Source organism: Arcobacter pernae (assembly GCF_049472135.1).
Lineage (GTDB): Bacteria > Campylobacterota > Campylobacteria > Campylobacterales > Arcobacteraceae > Arcobacter_B.
This window is the reverse complement of record NZ_JBMOVV010000004.1, coordinates 128,150-147,308: the sequence shown is the minus strand read 5'-3', so window position 1 is coordinate 147,308 and position 19,159 is coordinate 128,150. Positions and strand designations below refer to the sequence as shown.

General features: G+C 27.6%; 23 protein-coding genes and 1 tRNA gene. 18 read left to right on the top strand and 6 right to left on the bottom strand.

What is annotated here, in order from left to right:
* Positions 1-74: 74 nt before the first annotated feature.
* The 3 genes from ACH5BF_RS06370 (at position 75) to ACH5BF_RS06360 (ending at position 1,834) form a co-directional block, all read left to right on the top strand.
* Positions 75-719: an adenylate kinase gene (locus ACH5BF_RS06370; protein ID WP_423273376.1), complete on the top strand. Its 645-nt coding sequence runs from the start codon at positions 75-77 to the stop codon at positions 717-719.
* A gap of 162 nt (positions 720-881) precedes the next feature.
* Complete coding sequence (locus tag ACH5BF_RS06365; protein ID WP_423273375.1) at positions 882-1,334, top strand: cupin domain-containing protein; 453 nt, start codon at positions 882-884, stop codon at positions 1,332-1,334.
* Positions 1,335-1,498: 164 nt separating this feature from the next.
* Complete coding sequence (locus ACH5BF_RS06360; protein ID WP_423273374.1) at positions 1,499-1,834, top strand: metal-sulfur cluster assembly factor; 336 nt, start codon at positions 1,499-1,501, stop codon at positions 1,832-1,834.
* A 23-nt stretch (positions 1,835-1,857) separates the two neighbouring features.
* Here ACH5BF_RS06360 and ACH5BF_RS06355 read toward each other — a convergent pair whose 3' ends face one another.
* Positions 1,858-2,232 carry a hypothetical protein gene (locus ACH5BF_RS06355; protein ID WP_423273373.1) on the bottom strand — a complete coding sequence of 125 codons (375 nt, stop codon included), beginning with the start codon at positions 2,230-2,232 and terminating at the stop codon, positions 1,858-1,860.
* Positions 2,233-2,332: 100 nt separating this feature from the next.
* Between ACH5BF_RS06355 and ACH5BF_RS06350 the strand changes: the two genes are divergently transcribed.
* Positions 2,333-3,340, top strand: a complete 1,008-nt coding sequence (locus ACH5BF_RS06350; RefSeq protein ID WP_423273372.1) for a HupE/UreJ family protein — start codon at positions 2,333-2,335, stop codon at positions 3,338-3,340.
* A 17-nt stretch (positions 3,341-3,357) separates the two neighbouring features.
* Here the strand turns inward: ACH5BF_RS06350 and ACH5BF_RS06345 are convergent, their stop codons facing one another.
* Entirely contained in the window at positions 3,358-3,762 is a 405-nt protein-coding gene (locus ACH5BF_RS06345) for a hypothetical protein (RefSeq protein WP_423273371.1), read from the bottom strand.
* A gap of 125 nt (positions 3,763-3,887) precedes the next feature.
* Here ACH5BF_RS06345 and ACH5BF_RS06340 point away from each other — a divergent pair, with 125 nt between their 5' ends.
* From ACH5BF_RS06340 to ACH5BF_RS06330, 3 genes are read left to right on the top strand one after another with little or no spacing between them, the layout of a single operon-like run.
* Positions 3,888-4,697, top strand: a complete 810-nt coding sequence (locus tag ACH5BF_RS06340; protein ID WP_423273370.1) for an AraC family transcriptional regulator — start codon at positions 3,888-3,890, stop codon at positions 4,695-4,697.
* Between the two features lie 52 nt (positions 4,698-4,749).
* Positions 4,750-5,346: a LysE family translocator gene (locus ACH5BF_RS06335; RefSeq protein WP_423273369.1), complete on the top strand. Its 597-nt coding sequence runs from the start codon at positions 4,750-4,752 to the stop codon at positions 5,344-5,346.
* A 24-nt stretch (positions 5,347-5,370) separates the two neighbouring features.
* Positions 5,371-6,309 (top strand): matrixin family metalloprotease, encoded by a 939-nt coding sequence (locus ACH5BF_RS06330; RefSeq protein ID WP_423273368.1) that lies wholly within the window; start codon positions 5,371-5,373, stop codon positions 6,307-6,309.
* Here ACH5BF_RS06330 and ACH5BF_RS06325 read toward each other — a convergent pair.
* The 4 genes from ACH5BF_RS06325 to ACH5BF_RS06310 form a co-directional block, all read right to left on the bottom strand.
* Entirely contained in the window at positions 6,306-6,800 is a 495-nt protein-coding gene (locus ACH5BF_RS06325) for a type II toxin-antitoxin system antitoxin SocA domain-containing protein (RefSeq protein ID WP_423273367.1), read from the bottom strand. The genes ACH5BF_RS06330 and ACH5BF_RS06325 overlap by 4 nt on opposite strands.
* A gap of 20 nt (positions 6,801-6,820) precedes the next feature.
* Positions 6,821-7,897 (bottom strand): YeeE/YedE family protein, encoded by a 1,077-nt coding sequence (locus ACH5BF_RS06320; RefSeq protein WP_423273366.1) that lies wholly within the window; start codon positions 7,895-7,897, stop codon positions 6,821-6,823.
* A 1-nt stretch (position 7,898) separates the two neighbouring features.
* Positions 7,899-8,168, bottom strand: a complete 270-nt coding sequence (locus ACH5BF_RS06315) for a hypothetical protein (protein WP_423273365.1) — start codon at positions 8,166-8,168, stop codon at positions 7,899-7,901.
* Between the two features lie 149 nt (positions 8,169-8,317).
* On the bottom strand, positions 8,318-9,352 hold the full coding sequence (locus ACH5BF_RS06310; protein ID WP_423273364.1) for a coproporphyrinogen III oxidase: 1,035 nt from the start codon (positions 9,350-9,352) through the stop codon (positions 8,318-8,320).
* Positions 9,353-9,463: 111 nt separating this feature from the next.
* Between ACH5BF_RS06310 and ACH5BF_RS06305 the strand changes: the two genes are divergently transcribed.
* The 11 genes from ACH5BF_RS06305 to aroB all read left to right on the top strand — a co-directional run bounded on the left by ACH5BF_RS06305 (position 9,464) and on the right by aroB (position 19,158).
* The gene (locus tag ACH5BF_RS06305) at positions 9,464-10,045 is read left to right on the top strand and encodes a DJ-1/PfpI family protein (RefSeq protein ID WP_423273363.1); all 582 of its coding nucleotides are present in this window, start codon (positions 9,464-9,466) and stop codon (positions 10,043-10,045) included.
* A gap of 15 nt (positions 10,046-10,060) precedes the next feature.
* Positions 10,061-11,068, top strand: a complete 1,008-nt coding sequence (locus tag ACH5BF_RS06300) for an adenosine deaminase (RefSeq protein ID WP_423273362.1) — start codon at positions 10,061-10,063, stop codon at positions 11,066-11,068.
* Positions 11,068-11,520: a protein tyrosine phosphatase family protein gene (locus ACH5BF_RS06295; RefSeq protein ID WP_423273361.1), complete on the top strand. Its 453-nt coding sequence runs from the start codon at positions 11,068-11,070 to the stop codon at positions 11,518-11,520. The genes ACH5BF_RS06300 and ACH5BF_RS06295 overlap by 1 nt, the downstream gene beginning before the upstream one ends.
* A gap of 88 nt (positions 11,521-11,608) precedes the next feature.
* Positions 11,609-12,718: a homoserine O-acetyltransferase MetX gene (gene metX / locus ACH5BF_RS06290; protein WP_423273360.1), complete on the top strand. Its 1,110-nt coding sequence runs from the start codon at positions 11,609-11,611 to the stop codon at positions 12,716-12,718.
* Complete coding sequence (gene xseB, locus ACH5BF_RS06285; protein ID WP_423273359.1) at positions 12,718-12,921, top strand: exodeoxyribonuclease VII small subunit; 204 nt, start codon at positions 12,718-12,720, stop codon at positions 12,919-12,921. The genes metX and xseB overlap by 1 nt, the downstream gene beginning before the upstream one ends.
* Before the next feature lie 143 nt (positions 12,922-13,064).
* On the top strand, positions 13,065-13,745 hold the full coding sequence (locus tag ACH5BF_RS06280) for a HesA/MoeB/ThiF family protein (RefSeq protein ID WP_423273358.1): 681 nt from the start codon (positions 13,065-13,067) through the stop codon (positions 13,743-13,745).
* A 139-nt stretch (positions 13,746-13,884) separates the two neighbouring features.
* A complete protein-coding gene (gene carB / locus ACH5BF_RS06275; protein WP_423273357.1) occupies positions 13,885-17,124 on the top strand; it encodes a carbamoyl-phosphate synthase large subunit in 3,240 nt (1,079 codons plus the stop codon).
* Entirely contained in the window at positions 17,124-17,567 is a 444-nt protein-coding gene (locus tag ACH5BF_RS06270) for a Sua5/YciO/YrdC/YwlC family protein (RefSeq protein WP_423273356.1), read from the top strand. The genes carB and ACH5BF_RS06270 overlap by 1 nt, the downstream gene beginning before the upstream one ends.
* Before the next feature lie 75 nt (positions 17,568-17,642).
* Positions 17,643-17,718 (top strand) — tRNA-Glu (locus ACH5BF_RS06265).
* A 115-nt stretch (positions 17,719-17,833) separates the two neighbouring features.
* Positions 17,834-17,968 carry a hypothetical protein gene (locus ACH5BF_RS06260; RefSeq protein WP_423273355.1) on the top strand — a complete coding sequence of 45 codons (135 nt, stop codon included), beginning with the start codon at positions 17,834-17,836 and terminating at the stop codon, positions 17,966-17,968.
* Positions 17,969-18,123: 155 nt separating this feature from the next.
* A complete protein-coding gene (aroB, locus tag ACH5BF_RS06255; RefSeq protein ID WP_423273354.1) occupies positions 18,124-19,158 on the top strand; it encodes a 3-dehydroquinate synthase in 1,035 nt (344 codons plus the stop codon).
* Position 19,159 lies beyond the last annotated feature (1 nt).

The following is a 19,159-nucleotide window of genomic DNA, read 5'->3' as shown; positions in this document are numbered from 1 at the left end:
TAATTGTTTTATCTTAGGTGATATTAACTACTTTTTTTATACAATCACACAAAAAGAAATCAAGGAAATTGAATATGAATTTAATGGTATTTGGTGCACCAGGTGCAGGAAAAGGTACACAAGCAAAATTTTTAATAGAAAAGTATGACATCCCTCAAATCTCTACAGGTGATATTTTAAGAGCTGCTATTGCAGATAAAACTGAAATGGGTATGGAAGCTAAGAAGTTTATGGATGAGGGTCAATTAGTTCCTGATTCAACTATTATTGGTATTATTAAAGATAGACTTGCTGAAGATGACTGTAAAAAAGGTTTCATCTTAGATGGTTTCCCAAGAACTTTAGCACAAGCAGAAGCTTTAAAAGAGTTAATGGCTAATATGAACATCTCTTTAGATAAAGTTATTTCATTAAACGTTCCAGATGAGTTAATCGTTGGAAGAATTACAGGAAGAAGAGTTTGTCCTGACTGTGGTGCTTCATTCCATGTTGACTTCAATCCTTCAAAAGAAGAGGGTAAATGTGACTACTGTGGTGGTGAATTAGTTATTAGAAAAGATGATAATGCTGAAACTGTTAAAAGTAGACTTGGTGCATACCATGATCAAACAGCTCCATTAATTAAATTCTATACTGAAATGGGTGTAATGGTAGAACTTGATGGTACTAAAGATGTATCAGAAGTTACTGCTGATATGTTTGCTGCTATTGAAGCATAATTCTTAATAAAAGAGGTTGCGAAATCAACCTCTTTTAAAACTTCATTTATAAATCACTTCTTTTTTTAATTCATCTACTTTTTTATAAGTTAATATTCATTTAATCTGTATTATGTTAATTTCTTTATATTATTTGACTAAATAGTCAAAAAAGGAAATATCATGCAAGAGATTGAAAAAATAGTAGAAGATGTAAACTATACAGCTGTAAACTTAGGAAGTTTAGATGAATTGATGAAATACTCACTAATTCACAAAGTAAATAAACAAGAAATAGAAGGTAAAGTATTTTTAAAAGATGCTACAAATGCAACAGGGACGGAAATATCATTTAATTCTTTGCCAGCAAAAACAGAACAACCATACTTTCATATTCATAATAAAAATGAAGAAACATATATTATTTTAAAAGGGCATGGATATTTTCAGGTTGATGGTAATTGTTTTGATATAAAAGAAGGCTCAGTTGTAAGAGTTGCACCTAAAGGAGTAAGAGGTATTAGAAATGATTCTAATGATTTTATGACTTATATGGTGATACAATCAAAAGAAAACTCTATGGAAGAGTATTCAACAGATGATGGAAAGAGAGTAGCTTTTGAACCTAAATGGTAAAAACAAAAAATTAGCTTAAAAAATAATTCTTAGTTGTATTATAAAATAAAATTAACATAGTTAAAAAATACTTTAATTTTAGAAAGTAAAATTTTTTTGACTATATTCACGCTATAAAACTTTTGTATTATTCTATTTTTAAAAAAGTAGAAGGATATTTAAATATGAAAAAAGAGAATATTGAACAGAAAGTAATTCAAAAATTAAAAAATATTCAGGATATAGAATTACCAGTAAGTATTTATGATTTAGGGCTTATTTATAAAACTGATGTTGAATTAAAAGATGAAAATGTTTATGTAAATATTGAAACAACAATGATTAATTCAAGATGTAATAGTACATACTCTTTTTCTGAAGAAATAGTGAATCAAATCAAAAGTATTGATGAAGTTGATGATTGTAATGTTAAGTTTGTATATTCACCCAAATGGGATGTATCTATGATTTCACAAAAAGGTTTAGAGCAACTACAAAGTGCTAACTCAAAATGCATGTAGACTTTTATCTTAAAGAAGAAAACTTAAAAAGAGTTATCTATTGTATATAGTTCTTGATTAGTTTTCTTTTTTAATTCATCAACTTTATTTATAAGATCTTCTTGATTTTCAAACTCAAGTTTTTTGCAAATTGATTCTATCAAAGTATATTTAGTCTCAATACTATCATCTATTTTTTTCTTTTCTTGTTCTTTAATTAAAGAATTTCTTTTCGTTATAACATTTTTTAAGTATAAATCAACAGCCTTAGTACTAACTTTGCCATCAATAATAAATATATTTGTCTTTTCTAAAACTTTTTCAACTTTTTGTTTTAACTCATCAAAGTTATATTTATTCTTATCATTTATTAATATTGCTATTTCTTTATCAATATTTTCAAGTTCATTTGTATTCATAAAATTCCAGTATTTAAAAGTATAAAAGAATTTTACCATAAAATTATTATTGCATTAATCAGGCTATACTTTTTTGTTAAAATTCGCAAAAGGAGTTAACTTGGATAAAAAAGTATTTAATCTATTTTTGTTGCTTTTTGTTTTAACTATGGAGTTATTTGCTCATGGTATGAGTGATGAAGAAAAACAAATTATAATTGATGGTGGAAACTTTAGTTATATTTATATTGGAATGACTCATATGCTAAGTGGCTATGATCATTTACTTTTTATATTTGGGATACTTTTCTTTATAAAGAGTATTAAAGAGATTATAAAATTAATAACACTTTTTACAATAGGGCATTCTGTTACTTTAATAAGTGCAACTTTTTATGAAGTACAAATAAACTACTATTTAATTGATGCAATTATTGCTTTAAGTATTTGTTATATAGCTTTTGTAAATCTTGGATTTTTAGACAGCATATTAAAAACTAGATTTTTTAATATGAATATAATGGTTTTAATCTTTGGTTTGATTCATGGATTAGGTCTTTCAACAAGATTACAGCAAATGCCTTTAAATGAGAACGAACTTCTTTTAAATATATTAAGTTTTAATATTGGAATTGAGTTAGGTCAAATAATTGCATTAATAGTTATGTTTTTATTACTACAATTTATTTATAAAACTATTTATTTTAATACTATTAAAAAAGTTGTTAATATTATTTTAATATTCTTAGGTTTTATTTTAGCAATAATGCAGTTTATGGATTATAAAAAAAGTTTAAGTGAAACTAATAGTGAAGAGTTTAAAGATATTATTACTATTTCTATTCCTGCAAAAGGTGAAAAAGAGTATAAATTATGGGTTTTAAAGAATCAAAAATTTAGTTATGAATGGCAAAGTAATGAGAAGTTATATTTCGATTTTCATGGAGAACCATCTACAGCTGTAAATGGGTATTTTGAGAGTTATAAAGAAAAAACATCTTCAAATGACGAGGGATTATTAAAAGCTAAATTTATTGGAACACATGGTTGGTATTGGAGAAATGATACATTAAATAATGTAACAATAATTCTTAAACTAAATGGAGAGTATAAACTTATGCATAAATAAAAGGATATAAAATCCTTTTATTTAACTGTATCTATAATAGTTTCAACAGCTGATTGAACTTTATTTACTTTCTCTTGTGCTTCATCTACATGTTCATTTACACTTCTGTTATTTTCATATCTTCTATCATCTCTGTCATATTCTCTATCTTTTCTTTTTTCCCAATCTCTTTTTTCTGATTCATGCTTTTTGTTATATTTTTTTTCTTCCTTCCAATCTCTTTTTTCTCGCTCTTTTTTCTCTTTCCAGTATCTTTTTTCTCGTTCTTTATCTTTCTTCCATTCTTCTCTTTCATACTTTTTATCTTCTTTCCCAACCCAATCAGGTTTTCCATTTTGTGCCCAGCTAGGTTTATCAGCACTTACAATCTGTGGTAATGCAAGTAAAGAAATAAAAGCAAATGTGATTAATCTTTTTTTCATTTGGAATCCTTTTTTCTTATTGTAGTATATAATTGTATAATAATTGAATATGACTTAATTTATTTAAGTCAATTTTGTACAATCCTTTAAATTGAGATTATGTTATAGTAAACAAAAAGATAGTTATGGAAAAATTTTTTACAAAAATATATTCAAATGAGAATTTACCTTTTTTTCAATTAAGATACTCAAATTCAAATAAACATTTTAAAAAACACTTTCATTCTACATTTTGTTTAGGTATTAACAAACAAGGTTCTAGTATCTATACTAATCAAAATAAGAAGTTTTTGTTAAATAAAAATAAACTAACAGTAATAAACCCTTATGAAGTACATTCTTGTAATTCATGTGACAATATTTTAAATAAATACTATATGATGTATCTAGATGTGTCTTGGTGTTTAAAAATTCAAAAAATAATTAATAAAAACATAACAAAATTTATTTATCTAGATAAAAGTCTTTTGGAGTCAAAAGAGTTTTATAGTAGATTTTTAAATCTATGCGATTTTATTTATGAAAATAATAGTATTGAAGAAAAAGAGAATGAGTTAATAGATTTCTTTTTAGACTTTTTTTCACTTTATTTAGATGAAGACAAAATAAATATAAAGGATGAAAAGTTTGAAGAAATAAAAAACTATATGCAAAATAATTATAAAGAGAATATCTCTTTAAAGGATTTATCTTTAATGTTTGATTTAAATGAATATTACATAATTAGACTTTTCAAAAAGCATTTAAATATAACTCCTCATTCTTATTTACTTAATTTAAAAGTTAACAATGCAAGAACTTATTTAGAAAATGGAGTAAGTATTGTTGAAACTGCATTAGAGTGTGGGTTTTATGACCAAAGTCATTTTCATAGAAACTTTATAAATTTTGTGGCTACTACACCAAAAGAGTATCAACTCAATTTTATACAATAAAAAAATATAATTTTCTAATAAAATTCTTTAATTAAAAAAATTAAGGAATTCTATGACTATATCTTTTATTATATCAATGCTTTCGTTTTGTATTGTTTTATCTATTTCTCCAGGGCCTGTAAATGCTATGATAGTTACATCTGGCTTAAATAATGGCTTTAAAAAAACATTTTCATTTATATCAGGTGCAACAATTGGGTTTACTCTTTTGTTAGTAGTAATTGCATTTACTTATGAAAGTTTTTTTATTTCAACTAATAAAAAGTTTTTATTGATTTTAGAGCTTATTTCAGCATTATTTATCATTTATATTGGATATAAAATTGCTAGTAGTTCTATAATAGATTTAGACACAAAAGAGAGTAAAACTTTGAAGTTTTATGAAGGGTTTTTATTACAGTGGTTAAATCCTAAAGCTTGGCTAGCATGTTTTGCTGGTGTTTCAATGTTTGTAAACTCTAAAGAAACATTAATTCTATTTATTCTTATGTATTTTATTATTTGTTATGTATGTCTAAGTTTATGGGGAATATTAGGTCAAAAAGCCACTATATTTTTTAATACAAAATTTAAAATAAAAGTGTTTAATCTATTAATGGGAAGTATATTGATTTTAAGTGCAGTAGTATTGTTACTAAATAATATCTAAATCTTTTTAGTATAAAATCTGTTTATGATTAAAAAAATACTATTTCCAATACTAATTACATCATCTTTATTATTTGCTGATTTTCAAGAAATAAGAATAGGTAAGATTGACAGATACTACGAAGATAAGATAAATGAAAAACAGTTAAAAGATATTCTAGATGAAATAGAAGAGCATTTTGAGTCAAAACTTGGTTTTGATGTATTTGATTACTCTTCTATGGGAAAACCTATTGATATTGTTTATGTAGAACCATCAAGTATGGAAAAAAGAATAAATAGGGCAATAAAAAGATTTGATAGAAAAAAAGAGAAGATAAGTGAATATCAAAATGAGTTTGAGTCAAAAAAAATTCAGATTGATAAACAAACAAAAATTTATAGAAATCTAGAAAAAGAAGTAAATGATAAAACGAATGAGTTAAATACATATATAAACAAAGTAAATCAAAAAAGGGATGTTAATCAAAAAGAGTTTGATGAAATTCAGATATATGTAAAAACAAAAAAAGTAGTAATAAATCAAAAATTAAAAGAGTTAAGAAAAGAGCAAAGAGCCTTAAAAAGACTTATTAATAGTTTCAATAATAAAGTACATTTATACAATACTCATATCCAAACATATTATGCTATAGCTAATGAAATTGAGTCTTTAAATAGAGGTTTCAAAAAAGTTAAAGGCCAAGCTATTGGAGAGAAACAGATTGTTTTAAAAACTTATATAAAAGATGGTATTACAATAAAAGAAAAAACAGTAACAAATAGTATGAATAAAATAGAGATTTATGGCTTTGAAAGTCTTAGTGAATTAAAAGCAATTTTAGCACATGAAATAGCACATCTAGCAGGAATACCACATATACAAGAGCAGGGTACATTAATGAACCCTATCTTGCAAAAAAATCAAAAGCAGAATTTAAATCTAACTTATGATGATATTTTGAATTTTAAAGAGCACTTTTAAATAATGATTTCACCTTTTGGGGTAGCTCTTACTTCTTCTATTTTAAAACACTCATTTGCTGTGTTTCTAGGAGAAGTTTCTAGGTATTTTTCTACAACTTTATGGATAGTAGTTAATTCTTCTTTTTCAAATAATTCTTCATCAAAATCTTCTTCCATTTTGATAAATTTTAATTCAATAAACTTATCATTTGCTTTTACTTCAATATCTAAGTAATCTAATAATTCTTGAATTAAAAATAGTCTTGGATCTTCTTCATCTAAGTCTTCTTCATTTGCAATTATGTCAAATAATTCACTTAAAACTGCAGGTTCTGGATTTCTAGCTGCTTTAATATACTCTTCATTGAAAATTTTACTTCCACAATGTTTTGAATGGTTAAAATCCATTAAAAAAAGCATAATTGATAGTTTTTTATCATTTAAGTGTTTTACTTGCTTATGTAACATATATAAAATTACATTTGCAACTTTCGTCATATCTATATTCAAATAGTTTCCTTTTTTTTAATTTATATTTGATAATCTGGTGTATTATCATCCCAATCAAAGATGAAACACATTGGTAATTTATCTCTTTTATTTAAGTATTTAGCTGTAATAACAGCACTTATAAAAATAGAAATAATTGCAACAGCAGAAGCTAAAGCTAAAGTAGAAAGTCCTGTTAAACCTTGTCCTACAGTACATCCAATTGATAATACCCCTCCAATACCCATTAAAGCTCCACCAAACATATTATATTTTGATCTATTGATATTTTGGTTAGCAGTACATCCAAAGCTGTATTGTTTGTTTATTTTAGACATTGCAAATGCTCCTAAAACAACACCAATAACAACAGCAATACTAAATGTAAGAACATTTACTTGATAGAAACTAAATAGTTCAAAAGTTTTAGCAGTAGGGTAAATAAAAGTAATACCATTTAATTCAATCATTCTTTCGATACTCTCTTCACCCATAACACCTGTTACATACCATGAAGCAGCAATTAAAAGACCAATTAACACACCATCAACTAAGCTTATTAATCTTTTTGTTTTTTTGATAATAAACGCAAGAATTAAAACAAGAACACCTACTACAAAGTATACATTCATCGTAACATTACCAAGTATTGCAGACCATTCAAGTAAAGTTTCATTTCTTGTAATTGGTGCGAAAAAGCCATTTAAAAGACCATTTGCTGTAGCAAAAGCAAAAATACCTATAAATACTAAAGCAATAAGTGAATTAGGGTCACCTTGAGCAAACTTTACAAGCTGTCTATTTCCACAACCATCTGCAATCATCATACCTGCACCAAAAAGTGCTCCACCTAACATAATTGAAAAATAGTTAATATTTTCTCTATAATAATTTGATTGTGTTAAATCAATTTCATAGTAAGAAGCTACAATTGTAGTAGAGATTATAGCTACTATCATAGCCATAATTACTGATGAACCTCTTTTTGTTGATTTTGTTAGCATATAGTCTTTTATAGAACCACTAAAACAAAACTGCTTTTTTTGTGCAATTGCACCAAAAGCAAGACCAATAATAAGTCCTAAAATATTAATTATTTCATATATCTCAAAATCCATTTTAAACCTCTTGGTTTTCTACTCTCATATCTTCAAGACCTTCTAAGATATCTTCTGCTTGGTCTTGTGTTAGAGTATTATTTTCAATATCTAAAATTACTTCATCAAAGTATAATTTAACTTGTTTCATATACTCTAATTCTTCTTTTAAATCTTTTGCTTCTTTTTTGCTAGCAGTTTTAATATTTGTTTCAAATTCTTCTATTGTTTGGTTTACTTCTACTAGTACATCGTTTTTTAATAGTTCTTCTAATCTTTTAATATTATCCATATGTTATTATCCTTTTTTCGAAATTATAACTAAATCTAAATAAATAAGTTGTTTTAATAAAGATTATAAGAAATGTATATTAAATAAGTTTATATTATTGGTTACTTGAAGTGACTATAACCCAAAGAGTTGGGTTATAGAAAAAGAAACTATTTTTTATGATTAGCTACAGTAGTTGGTATAGTATTACCACTTGCTTGATACTTAAGTGCATCTGTATTATTTTTATAAAATTCTCTAACTTTATCTGCTAGTTTTAGTTTTGTATCTATATCAATTAAACCTTTGTCGTTTATGCAAGATACTAAAGCTTCCACTAAAGTTTTTTGAGCCATTGGAACTTTCTCTTTCCATGAATTTAATAACTCTTTATTTATAAATTTAGGAAGCGAACCCATTATTCCTGCATCATTTTGAGAATGAACTAAAAGTCCAGAAGTTGTACCTCTATCAAGCGTCAATACTTGAAATAAGTATAAAGTGTGGTAGTCTAGTTGTTGTTTTATATCATGTACACTAAATAAAACTCTTTCATTTATTGCTTCTTCTAGTATTTGTGCATATGTATCAATTACACCTTCTCCAAAATTAAGTGCAAAATTGTAATCTGCTTTTTTATTATCAGTTTTGTAGTTTTCTAAATAAAAGTGACTAACACCTCTATGTCTATTAAGAGCAGGAATAAAGAAGTATTTTTCACCTTGCTTAACACCTTCTTCATACTTTTCTTTTGAAAGTTCTTTTAAAGCAGACTCAAACTTTTCTGTATCTTTTTCGTTTTTTATACTTGGATTTAAATCAGCCATAACTCTCCAATAAGAGTATCCATCTCTTAAACATGTAAGTGAAATATGGATATGAATTGATGGAAGTTTAGGATTATTTGGATGGATAATAGTTGAAATAGCAGTTGCACTTTGTAGTTTTTTATCTTCCATATCATCATAATGAACTTGAGATACATTTATACTAGCTGTATTAAACAAAGCCTCATCTCTAGCTTCAAATCTACTTCCTCCCCCATGTATTCCTTCATCTCTTAACCATAAAACTTCTTCAAATTTTTTATCATCACCATATTTTTTACTTAAGTTATTTAATTTATTTGCAAATCTTTCTTGTAAAGACCTAACTAAAATATAAGCCTCTTTTGCTTCTTGTGAGTTTGCCATAATCATATTCATAAAATAAAACCTTCAAATTTTTTTTGTATTGTAACATATGAGTATAAAAACTATTAAGAAAGTTTATTCATGTTTGGTTATACTTCCGAAAATTTAAATGAAGGGAAATTGATGAATATTGGAATTTATATATATGAAAATGCTGAAGTATTAGATTTTAGTGGACCTTTTGAAGTTTTTTCAACTGCATCAAGATTCTTAAATAAAAAAGAAAAATTTAATGTTTTTTTAGTTGCACAAGAGAATAAAACTGTTAAAGCAAGAGGTGGTTTTAATATATTCCCTCATTATTGTTTTGCTGATTGTCCATCTTTAGATGTTTTAATTGTTGTTGGCGGAGTACACAATGATGAGCTTGAAAAACAAGAAGTAATATCTTGGATTAAAGAAAAATCTAAAGAGTGTAAACAAATAGCTTCAGTTTGTACAGGAGCTTTTTTACTTGCTAAAGCAAAAGTTATTAAAAAACAAAAAGTAACTACTCATCATGAAGATATAGAAGATTTAAGAAAACAGTTTCCTAAACTAGAAGTTGTTGAGAATATTAGGTTTGTAGAACAAAATAATATTATTACATCTGCTGGTATTAGTGCAGGAATAGATATGAGCTTATATTTACTGAGTAAACTAAAAGATAAAAAATTAGCTAATAAAACAGCAAAACAAATGGAATACGACTGGAAAACTAAATAAAATAGGAAAAGAGAATTGAAAGATTTAATTAAAGCTTTACCAAAAGCAGAACTACACTTACATATTGAAGGTTCACTTGAACCTGAACTTATGTTTGAGTTAGCAAAAAGAAATAGTATTGAAATACCATATAAAACAGTAGAAGAAGTAAAAACAGCTTATAACTTCACTAATTTACAGAGCTTTTTAGATATTTACTATGCAGGTGCAAATGTACTTATTGAAAAACAAGACTTTTACGATATGACTTGGGCGTATATTTTAAAGTGTAAAGAAGATAATGTTTTACATACAGAAATATTTTTTGATCCTCAGACACATACAAAAAGAGGAATCTCATTTGATACAGTGATTAGTGGAATAAAAGAGGCATTAGAAGAAGCAAAAAATCAATTTGGGATTACTTCAGAAATTATCATGTGTTTTTTAAGACACTTATCTCAAGAAGAAGCTTTTGAGACTCTAGAAGAAGCATTGCCTTATAAAAGTAGTATTATTGGAGTTGGACTTGATTCATCAGAATTAGGAAATCCTCCAAAAAAATTTGAAGAAGTTTTTAAAAAAGCAAAAGAGTATGGATTTAAACTTGTCGCTCATGCTGGAGAAGAGGGTGATGTATCATATATAGAAGATGCACTTGATTTACTTCATATTGAAAGAATAGATCATGGAGTACAAGCTATAAATAGTCAAACTCTAATGAAAAGATTAAAAGAAGAGCAAATACCACTTACAGTTTGTCCAAACTCAAATATAGAGTTAAAAGTATTTGAAAACTATAAGCAACATAATATAAAAGAGCTTTTAGATTTTGGTCTTAATATTACTGTAAACTCTGATGACCCTGCATATTTTAAAGGTTATATGAATCAAAATTTTTATAATCTATATGAAAACTTACCATTAGACAAAGACGATATTATAAAACTTGTAAAAAACTCTTTTAGAAGTTCATTTATAAGTGATGAATTAAAACAAAAGTATTTAAATAAAGTAGATGAAGTAGCAAAGGATTTTTTATAATGGAAGATATTTTAAATTATATAAAAATAAACGAGTTAATACATACAAGTGGACAACCTACAATTGAACAATTTTCTAAACTAAAAGAAGAAGAGTTTGAAGTTATTATAAATATTGCTTTATGTAACTCTTCAAATGCTTTAGAGAATGAAGATAAAATAGTAAGTGAATTAGGTATGACATATATTCATTTACCAATAGATTTTGAAGAACCAAAACTTAGTGATTTAAAGTTATTTATAAATATTTTACAATCATTAGGAGCTAATAAAGTTTTAGTTCATTGTGCTAAAAACTATAGAGTTAGTGCTTTTATGTATGTATATCATAAGTATATACTTCAAACACCATTTGATAATATAGATTTATCAATGTTTGAGCAGTGGAGTCCTAATAAAACATGGCAATCCCTAATGAAAGTAAGCTTTGACGACTTAAAGAAGGCATATTAGCTTTTATAATTAAACCAAATTCTTATATTATTTTTGCTAATATAAATGGGATTAAAATATTAAGTATATTAAAGAAGATGGAAAGAATTTGAGAATTGAGACTAAAACTGAAAAATTTGATGAACCCTTACATTTAGAGAGTGGTAGGATTTTAGAGTCTTTTGAGTTGGTATATGAGACTTATGGAGAACTAAATGAGGATAAATCAAATGTTATTGTAATTTGTCATGCCCTAGCAGGCTCACATCACGCAGCAGGAAGATATGCTAATGAAGCAAAGCCTGGATGGTGGGATAAATTTATAGGTGATGGTAAAGTAATAGATACAACAAAATATTTTGTTATTTGTTCAAATAACTTAGGAAGTACTTTTGGATCAACTAATCCTTTAAGTATAGACCCTTCAACAGGGAAAGAGTATAGATTTAAATTTCCAGTACTTACGATTTCTGATGTTGTAAGAGCACAGATGAAACTTTATAAAAGATTAGGAATCGAAAAAGCAGTAGCTGTAATTGGTGGTTCTATGGGAGGAATGCAAGCTCTTTGTTATTCTATTGAACAACCAGATTTTACTGATACAGTTATAGCAATGGCAACAACTGCTTATACAAGACCGTGGGCAATAGCTATAAATAAAATTGCAATTGAGTCAATTAGACATGATCCAGCATTTAAAGATGGTTTTTATGATACTGATGATTTACAAGCACAAGGTTTACCTGGATTAGCTGTAGGAAGAATGGCTGGCTTAATTGCTTATTTAAGTCCAGAATTATTTAATACAAAATTTGGTAGAGAGTATGCAAGAACAGATGGTTTATATGAGTTGTTTGGTAGATTTGAAGTTGAGAGATATTTAGAATATAACTCATATAGTTTTCCTAAATTCTTTGATCCTTTATCATATTTATATATTTGTAAGACAATGAATATTTTTGATGCAGGAAGAAATAAAGATAAACTTGAAGACTCTTTTGATAAAGTAAAATGTAATTTACATCTTATCTCTTTTAAAGATGATATGCTATTCTTCCCTGAAGAAATGGAAGAGATTAGAGATATTATGATTAAACTTGGAAAGCAAGATCAAATAACTTATAAAATGGTTGATAGTCAATCAGGACATGATTCATTCTTAGTTGAGGTTGAAAAGTTTGAAGACCATGTAAGAGATATTTTAAAAGGAATAGAATAATGAGTGAAGAGATAAAAGAAGAAAAATTAGTATTTGAAGATAAAATTATAAAAGCAAAAACTCTTTTAGATAAACTTTCAAATCCAGAAATTACATTAAGTGATTCATTAGAAGTATATAAAAATGGAATGAAAGAGTTAGAAGAGGCTCAAAAACTTTTAGACGAAGCAAAACTTATTTTTACAACTCAAAATAAAAACTAACACTTCTCCCCAAGGGAGAAGTAACACTACTAATATACTCAACAATCATTTCAAGAGAAGTCAAAGAAATTTAACCTAATTGTGTTATCATTACGTCATAATATAATTTTTATAAACTTTACTTATTTACTAAGGATTTAAACATGAGTGAAATTCATGAATTTTTTAATAGACAGATAAAACTATGGGGTGAAGAGACACAGGATTCACTTCAAAATAAAAAGGTAGCTATTATTGGTAGTGGTGGACTAGGGTGTACTTTAGGTATTGCTTTGGGTGCTTCTGGTATAGGTGAGTTTGCTTTTGTTGATTTTGATGAAGTTGGTGTTCATAATATTCATAGACAAATTGGTTTTAAAGTTGGTGATGATGGAAAGCCTAAATGTGAGGTTTTAAAAGAGTTAGTTGAGTCAAGATGTCCTTATACAAAAGTTACAGCTTACAATGAATCTTTTGATGAGTTTGCAAAAAGAGGATTAGAGTTTGATTTAATTATAGATGCAACAGATAACTTACCAAGTAGAGCAGCTATAAATGAGTATTGTATTCAAAATAATCAACCTTGGATTTATGGTTCAGTAGAAGAGTTTCATGGTCAAGTTTGTTTCTTTGATAAAGCTTCATATGAAGCAGTATTTGTTGTAAATGATAGAAAACCAAATGGTATTGCTTGTCCAATTGTTATGCATATAGGTTCTCTTCAAGCAAACTTAGCTATTAGATATTTAGCAGGACTTCCTGTGAAAAAAGATGTTTTATACTACCTTTCATTTGATGATGAAGGAGTTATTTCTACTAAGAAATTTAACTTACCAACTGCATAAACTATATAAAAATAGCATTATGAAAATATAATGCTATTTTTTCCAACAAAAAATTATTATACATTTCGTGTAACCCTAGTTTAAGTACTTTTTAGCTATACTTCCCAAATTTTATAAAAAAACATGTGGGGAATTTTTTATGCCAAAAAGAGAAGATATAAAATCTATTTTACTTATTGGTTCTGGACCAATCGTAATTGGACAAGCGTGTGAGTTTGACTACTCAGGTACACAAGCTACTAAAACGCTAAAAGAACTAGGATACAGAGTTGTTTTAATTAATTCAAATCCAGCTACGATCATGACTGATCCAGAATTTGCTGATAAAACTTATATTGAACCTATTACAGAAGAAGTTGTTGCTAAAATTATTGAAAAAGAGAATATTGATGCTATTTTACCTACTATGGGTGGGCAAACTGCACTTAATGTTGCAACTACAATGTATGAAAAGGGTATGCTTGATGGAGTACAGTTCCTTGGAGCACACCCTGATGCAATTAAGAAAGGTGAAGATAGACATCTTTTCAATGAAGCAATGATTAAAATTGGTATGGATTTACCAAAAAGTGCAAATGCTTATTCAGTTGAAGAGGCTATCAAAGTTGCAAAAGAGATTGGTTTCCCTGTAATTTCTAGGGCTTCATTTACCCTTGCTGGTGGTGGTTCTGGTGTAGCTTATAATATGGAAGAGTTTAAAGCTCTTGCTGAAGCAGGTATCGAAGCTTCTCCTATCAATGAAATTGAGATTATGGAATCAATGCTTGGTTGGAAAGAGTATGAAATGGAAGTTATCAGAGACAAAAAAGATAACTGTATTATCGTATGTTCTATTGAGAACTTAGACCCAATGGGTGTACACACAGGAGATTCAACTACTATTGCTCCTGCACTTACTCTTACTGATAAAGAGTACCAAGATATGAGAAATGCATCTTTTGCAATTTTAAGAGAAATTGGTGTTGATACTGGTGGATCAAACGTACAGTTCTCTATTTGTCCAAATACTGGAAGAATGATTGTAATTGAAATGAATCCAAGAGTTTCTAGATCTTCTGCTCTTGCATCTAAAGCTACAGGTTATCCAATTGCTAAAGTTGCAACTTTACTTGCTGTTGGATTTACTTTAGATGAAATTACAAATGATATTACTGGAACTGCTGCATCATTTGAACCAGTAATTGATTATGTTGTTACAAAGATTCCAAGATTTACTTTTGAAAAATTCCCTAAAGCTAACTCTACATTATCAACTGGTATGAAATCAGTAGGTGAGGTTATGGCTATTGGTAGAACATTTAATGAGTCTATTCAAAAAGCATTATGTTCTATGGAAACTGGAATTGTTGGTTTTGATCCAATTTGTGATGATTTAGAAAAAATCAAAGCTGAAATTAGAAGACCAAATGCTGATAGATTAAGATACTTAATGGATGGTTACAGACAAGGTCTTACAAATGAAGAACTATTTGAATTATGTAACATTGATCCTTGGTTCTTATCTAAATTTAGAGAAATCTATAACATTGAAACTTCAATGAGTGAAGCTATATTAACAAATGAAGAAGCTATGAGAGAAGCTAAGACAAATGGATTCTCTGATAAGATGATAGGTCTGTTAATTGGTAAAACTGAAGAAGAAGTTTACTCTGCAAGAAAAGCTTTAGATATTGATTTTGAATACAATGAAGTTGATACTTGTGCTGCTGAGTTTAAAGCTTTAACACCATACCTTTACTCTTCAACAAATATTACTAAATTACCAAAAGTTGAAAAACAAGACACTGATAAAAAAGTATTAATTATTGGTGGAGGTCCTAACAGAATTGGTCAAGGTATTGAGTTTGATTATTGTTGTGTACACGCATCATTTGCATTAAATGAAATGGGTATCAAAACAATTATGTATAACTGTAACCCAGAAACTGTTTCAACTGATTATGATACTTCTGATATTTTATATTTTGAACCAATTGACTTTGAACATGTAAGATCTGTAATTGATCAAGAGCAACCAGATGGTATTATTGTACACTTTGGTGGACAAACTCCATTAAAACTTGCAAATGCAATTCATGAAGCTGGTGGAAAAATCATTGGTACTACAGCAGAAGTTATTGATTTAGCAGAAGATAGAGAAAAGTTCTCTACATTTGTTGAAAAAGTAGGATTATTACAACCAGATAATGGTACAGCTGTATTAGTAGATGAAGCAATTGAAATTGCTGAAAGAATTGGATACCCAGTACTTGTAAGACCATCTTTCGTACTTGGTGGAAGAGGAATGAGAATCGTTTACTCTACAGATGAGTTAAAGCAATACATGGATGAAGCAGTATCTGTATCAAATGATGCGCCTGTATTAATTGACAAATTCTTAGATAGAGCAATTGAACTTGATGTTGATTGTATTTGTGATGGTAAAGAAGTTTACATTGGTGGAATTATGCAACATATTGAAGAAGCTGGTGTTCACTCAGGTGACTCTGCTTGTTCATTACCTCCTGTATCAATTTCAGAAGAGTTAATCAAAGAATTAGAAGAAAAAACAAAAGCTATGGCACTAGGACTTGGTGTTGTAGGTCTTATGAATACTCAATATGCAATTCATAAAGGTCAAATTTACTTAATTGAAGTAAATCCAAGAGCTTCTAGAACTGTTCCATTTGTATCAAAAGCTACAGGTATGCCTTTAGCGAAGATTGCAACTAGAGTTATGTGGGGTGAGACTTTAAGAGATGCTTTATCTGTATATGATAAAGATATTGTTCATGAAGATAATGGTGTATTAAAACCAAAATTAAAAGGACACATTGCAGTTAAAGAAGCTGTATTCCCATTCAATAAATTATCAGGTTCAGATCCTATCTTAACTCCAGAAATGAAGTCAACTGGTGAAGTTATGGGTATTTCTGATAACTTTGGTGAAGCTTATGCAAAAGCGCAAAGTGCTGCTAAAAATGGATTACCAACTGAAGGAAAAGTATTTATCTCATTATGTGATTTAGATAAAGAGTTTGCTCCTCAAATTGCAAAAGGTTTAGTTGAAGAAGGATTCTCAGTAGTTGCTACTGGTGGAACTCATAAAGCTATTACGGATGCTGGAATTGAGTGTGAAAAAGTACTTAAAATTTCTGAGGGTAGACCAAACATTACTGATGCAATTACAAATGGTGAAATTGCATTAGCATTTAATACATCTGATGGAAAAGAATCATCAAAATCTGATGGTCAAGATATTAGAAGAGCTGTATTAAAAGAGAATGTTCCTTATGGTACAACAGCTTCAACAGCTTTAGCTTGTATTGAAGCTATGAAAGCATTAAAAAGTGCTGATGGTGTAAATGTAAAATCTATTCAGGAGTATTTAGAAGATTAATGAATTCATCGTTAGTTTATCTTGTACAAACTGATACAACTGTTGGTTTCTCATGTTCTTCGCATGAGAGACTTTCAGATGTAAAACAAAGACCAAGAAGTAAGAAAATATTAAATACTGTAGATTCATTTAATACATTAAATCAAAATACTAGAGTTCCAAAAAAGTTCAGAAAAGAAGTTAGAAGAGCTTCAAAAACAACTTATATTTATCCAAATCTTAAATCTTTTAGAGTAATAAATAAAGAATCATTGTTTTATCCTTTTATATCTAAATTTAAAATATTATATTCTACATCTGCAAATTTAACTGGTAATAAATTTGATGAAGAATTTGCTTTAAAAAATAGTGATGTAATAGTAAATCAAAAAGATGGCTTTAGTGAAAAAATCTCTTCTTCAATTTATAAACTCACAAAATCAAAAAAAATAAGATTAAGATAAGCTCTTATAATAAATCTTTAGGATTTTTAAGAGAAATGCAATATATTTTACATTATAATTTCACTCTTTCAAAATGACCCCGTCGTCTAGAGGCCAAGGACGTCAGGATTTCCTCCTGAAAACGTGTGTTCGAATCACACTGGGGTCGCCAAAATCCACAAATTATACTAAATTTCAAATTTAACATTAAAAACATTGTATTTTTATATTTGTTTAAGATTTCTTTTATAGAATAAAGTAATATTTTATTACTAAAGGATAGGAAAATGAAAATTGAATACTATGATTCATGTTACAGCTCAAAGTTAAGTTCAGTAGAAATATTGTCTCAATTTAAATTACAAGGATTGTTTTTAAGTGCAACAATTTTAATTAGTACTTTTTTTGCAACAATCTCATAAGTTTTATTTACTAATAAACTATTTATTTAATCAAAGGTTTATAAAAAAATTTGATATATTTTGGTTTTAATAAAGCCCCAATTTATAGAAGTTTTAAACCGTTAATTAGATTTTTTTAGATAAAATCATTAGAAATTAGATTAAATGGATTTTATATGATAGTAAATATTACTTTACCAAATAACACTTCTTATGATATTACAATTGATAAATTAAATGAAATATATTTTGATACAAAAGTTGTAGTTGTTACAAACCCAACTGTTAGTGGATTTCATTTAGAGTATTTAAAAAAATATTTAAGTGCAAAAGAACTTAGTGTCGTTACGATTCCTGATGGGGAAGAGTATAAAAATATGGATACAATTGATATGATTTTAAATCATTGTTTTGAACATAGACTTGATAGAAAATCACTTCTTGTAGCTTTTGGTGGTGGAGTAATTGGAGATATGACAGGTTTTGCTGCTTCAATTTACCAAAGAGGTATTAATTTTGTACAAATTCCTACTACCCTTCTTTCTCAAGTTGATGCAAGTGTTGGTGGGAAAACAGGGATTAATAATAAATTTGGAAAAAATCTTATAGGTGCTTTCCACCAACCAAAAGCAGTTTTAATTGACCCTTCAATGTTAAAAACTTTACCAAAAAGAGAGTTTGGTGCAGGTATTGCTGAAATTGTAAAAATGGCAGTTACTTTTAACAAAGAGTTTTTTGAATGGTTAGAACAAAATGATTTAACAAATGAAGACAATATCAAAATTGCAATTGCAAAATCTGTTGAAACAAAAGCAGATGTAGTTTCAAAAGATGAAAAAGAGCATGGAATTAGAGCTGCTTTAAATTATGGGCATACTTTTGGTCATGTAATTGAAAATGAAACTAATTATGATACATATTTACATGGTGAAGCTGTTGGTATTGGTATGGTAATGGCAAATAAATTAGCAGTAAAAATTGGTTTAATGAATGAAGAAGAAGCTTTAAGAGTAAAATCATTATTAGAAAAGTATGATATCCCAACTTCATATAAAATCAAAGATGTTGAAGACTTCTACGAACACTTCTTTTTAGATAAAAAATCTTTAGATAATAAAATCAAATTTATTTTACCAAAAGGTTTAGGAGATTGTGTAATTACTGATGAAGTTAACAAAAATGATGTTATTGAGGTTTTAAAGGATTTCTAAA

Bases quoted from the DNA above. Each gene is read 5' to 3' on its own strand.
- ACH5BF_RS06370 (WP_423273376.1), top strand. From the start codon at position 75: ATGAATTTAATGGTATTTGGTGCACCAGGTGCAGGAAAAGGTACACAA.
- ACH5BF_RS06365 (WP_423273375.1), top strand. From the start codon at position 882: ATGCAAGAGATTGAAAAAATAGTAGAAGATGTAAACTATACAGCTGTA.
- ACH5BF_RS06360 (WP_423273374.1), top strand. From the start codon at position 1,499: ATGAAAAAAGAGAATATTGAACAGAAAGTAATTCAAAAATTAAAAAAT.
- ACH5BF_RS06355 (WP_423273373.1), bottom strand. From the start codon at position 2,232: ATGAATACAAATGAACTTGAAAATATTGATAAAGAAATAGCAATATTA.
- ACH5BF_RS06345 (WP_423273371.1), bottom strand. From the start codon at position 3,762: ATGAAAAAAAGATTAATCACATTTGCTTTTATTTCTTTACTTGCATTA.
- ACH5BF_RS06340 (WP_423273370.1), top strand. From the start codon at position 3,888: ATGGAAAAATTTTTTACAAAAATATATTCAAATGAGAATTTACCTTTT.
- ACH5BF_RS06335 (WP_423273369.1), top strand. From the start codon at position 4,750: ATGACTATATCTTTTATTATATCAATGCTTTCGTTTTGTATTGTTTTA.
- ACH5BF_RS06330 (WP_423273368.1), top strand. From the start codon at position 5,371: ATGATTAAAAAAATACTATTTCCAATACTAATTACATCATCTTTATTA.
- ACH5BF_RS06320 (WP_423273366.1), bottom strand. From the start codon at position 7,897: ATGGATTTTGAGATATATGAAATAATTAATATTTTAGGACTTATTATT.
- ACH5BF_RS06315 (WP_423273365.1), bottom strand. From the start codon at position 8,168: ATGGATAATATTAAAAGATTAGAAGAACTATTAAAAAACGATGTACTA.
- ACH5BF_RS06310 (WP_423273364.1), bottom strand. From the start codon at position 9,352: ATGAATATGATTATGGCAAACTCACAAGAAGCAAAAGAGGCTTATATT.
- ACH5BF_RS06305 (WP_423273363.1), top strand. From the start codon at position 9,464: ATGAATATTGGAATTTATATATATGAAAATGCTGAAGTATTAGATTTT.
- ACH5BF_RS06295 (WP_423273361.1), top strand. From the start codon at position 11,068: ATGGAAGATATTTTAAATTATATAAAAATAAACGAGTTAATACATACA.
- xseB (WP_423273359.1), top strand. From the start codon at position 12,718: ATGAGTGAAGAGATAAAAGAAGAAAAATTAGTATTTGAAGATAAAATT.
- ACH5BF_RS06280 (WP_423273358.1), top strand. From the start codon at position 13,065: ATGAGTGAAATTCATGAATTTTTTAATAGACAGATAAAACTATGGGGT.
- carB (WP_423273357.1), top strand. From the start codon at position 13,885: ATGCCAAAAAGAGAAGATATAAAATCTATTTTACTTATTGGTTCTGGA.
- ACH5BF_RS06270 (WP_423273356.1), top strand. From the start codon at position 17,124: ATGAATTCATCGTTAGTTTATCTTGTACAAACTGATACAACTGTTGGT.
- ACH5BF_RS06260 (WP_423273355.1), top strand. From the start codon at position 17,834: ATGAAAATTGAATACTATGATTCATGTTACAGCTCAAAGTTAAGTTCA.
- aroB (WP_423273354.1), top strand. From the start codon at position 18,124: ATGATAGTAAATATTACTTTACCAAATAACACTTCTTATGATATTACA.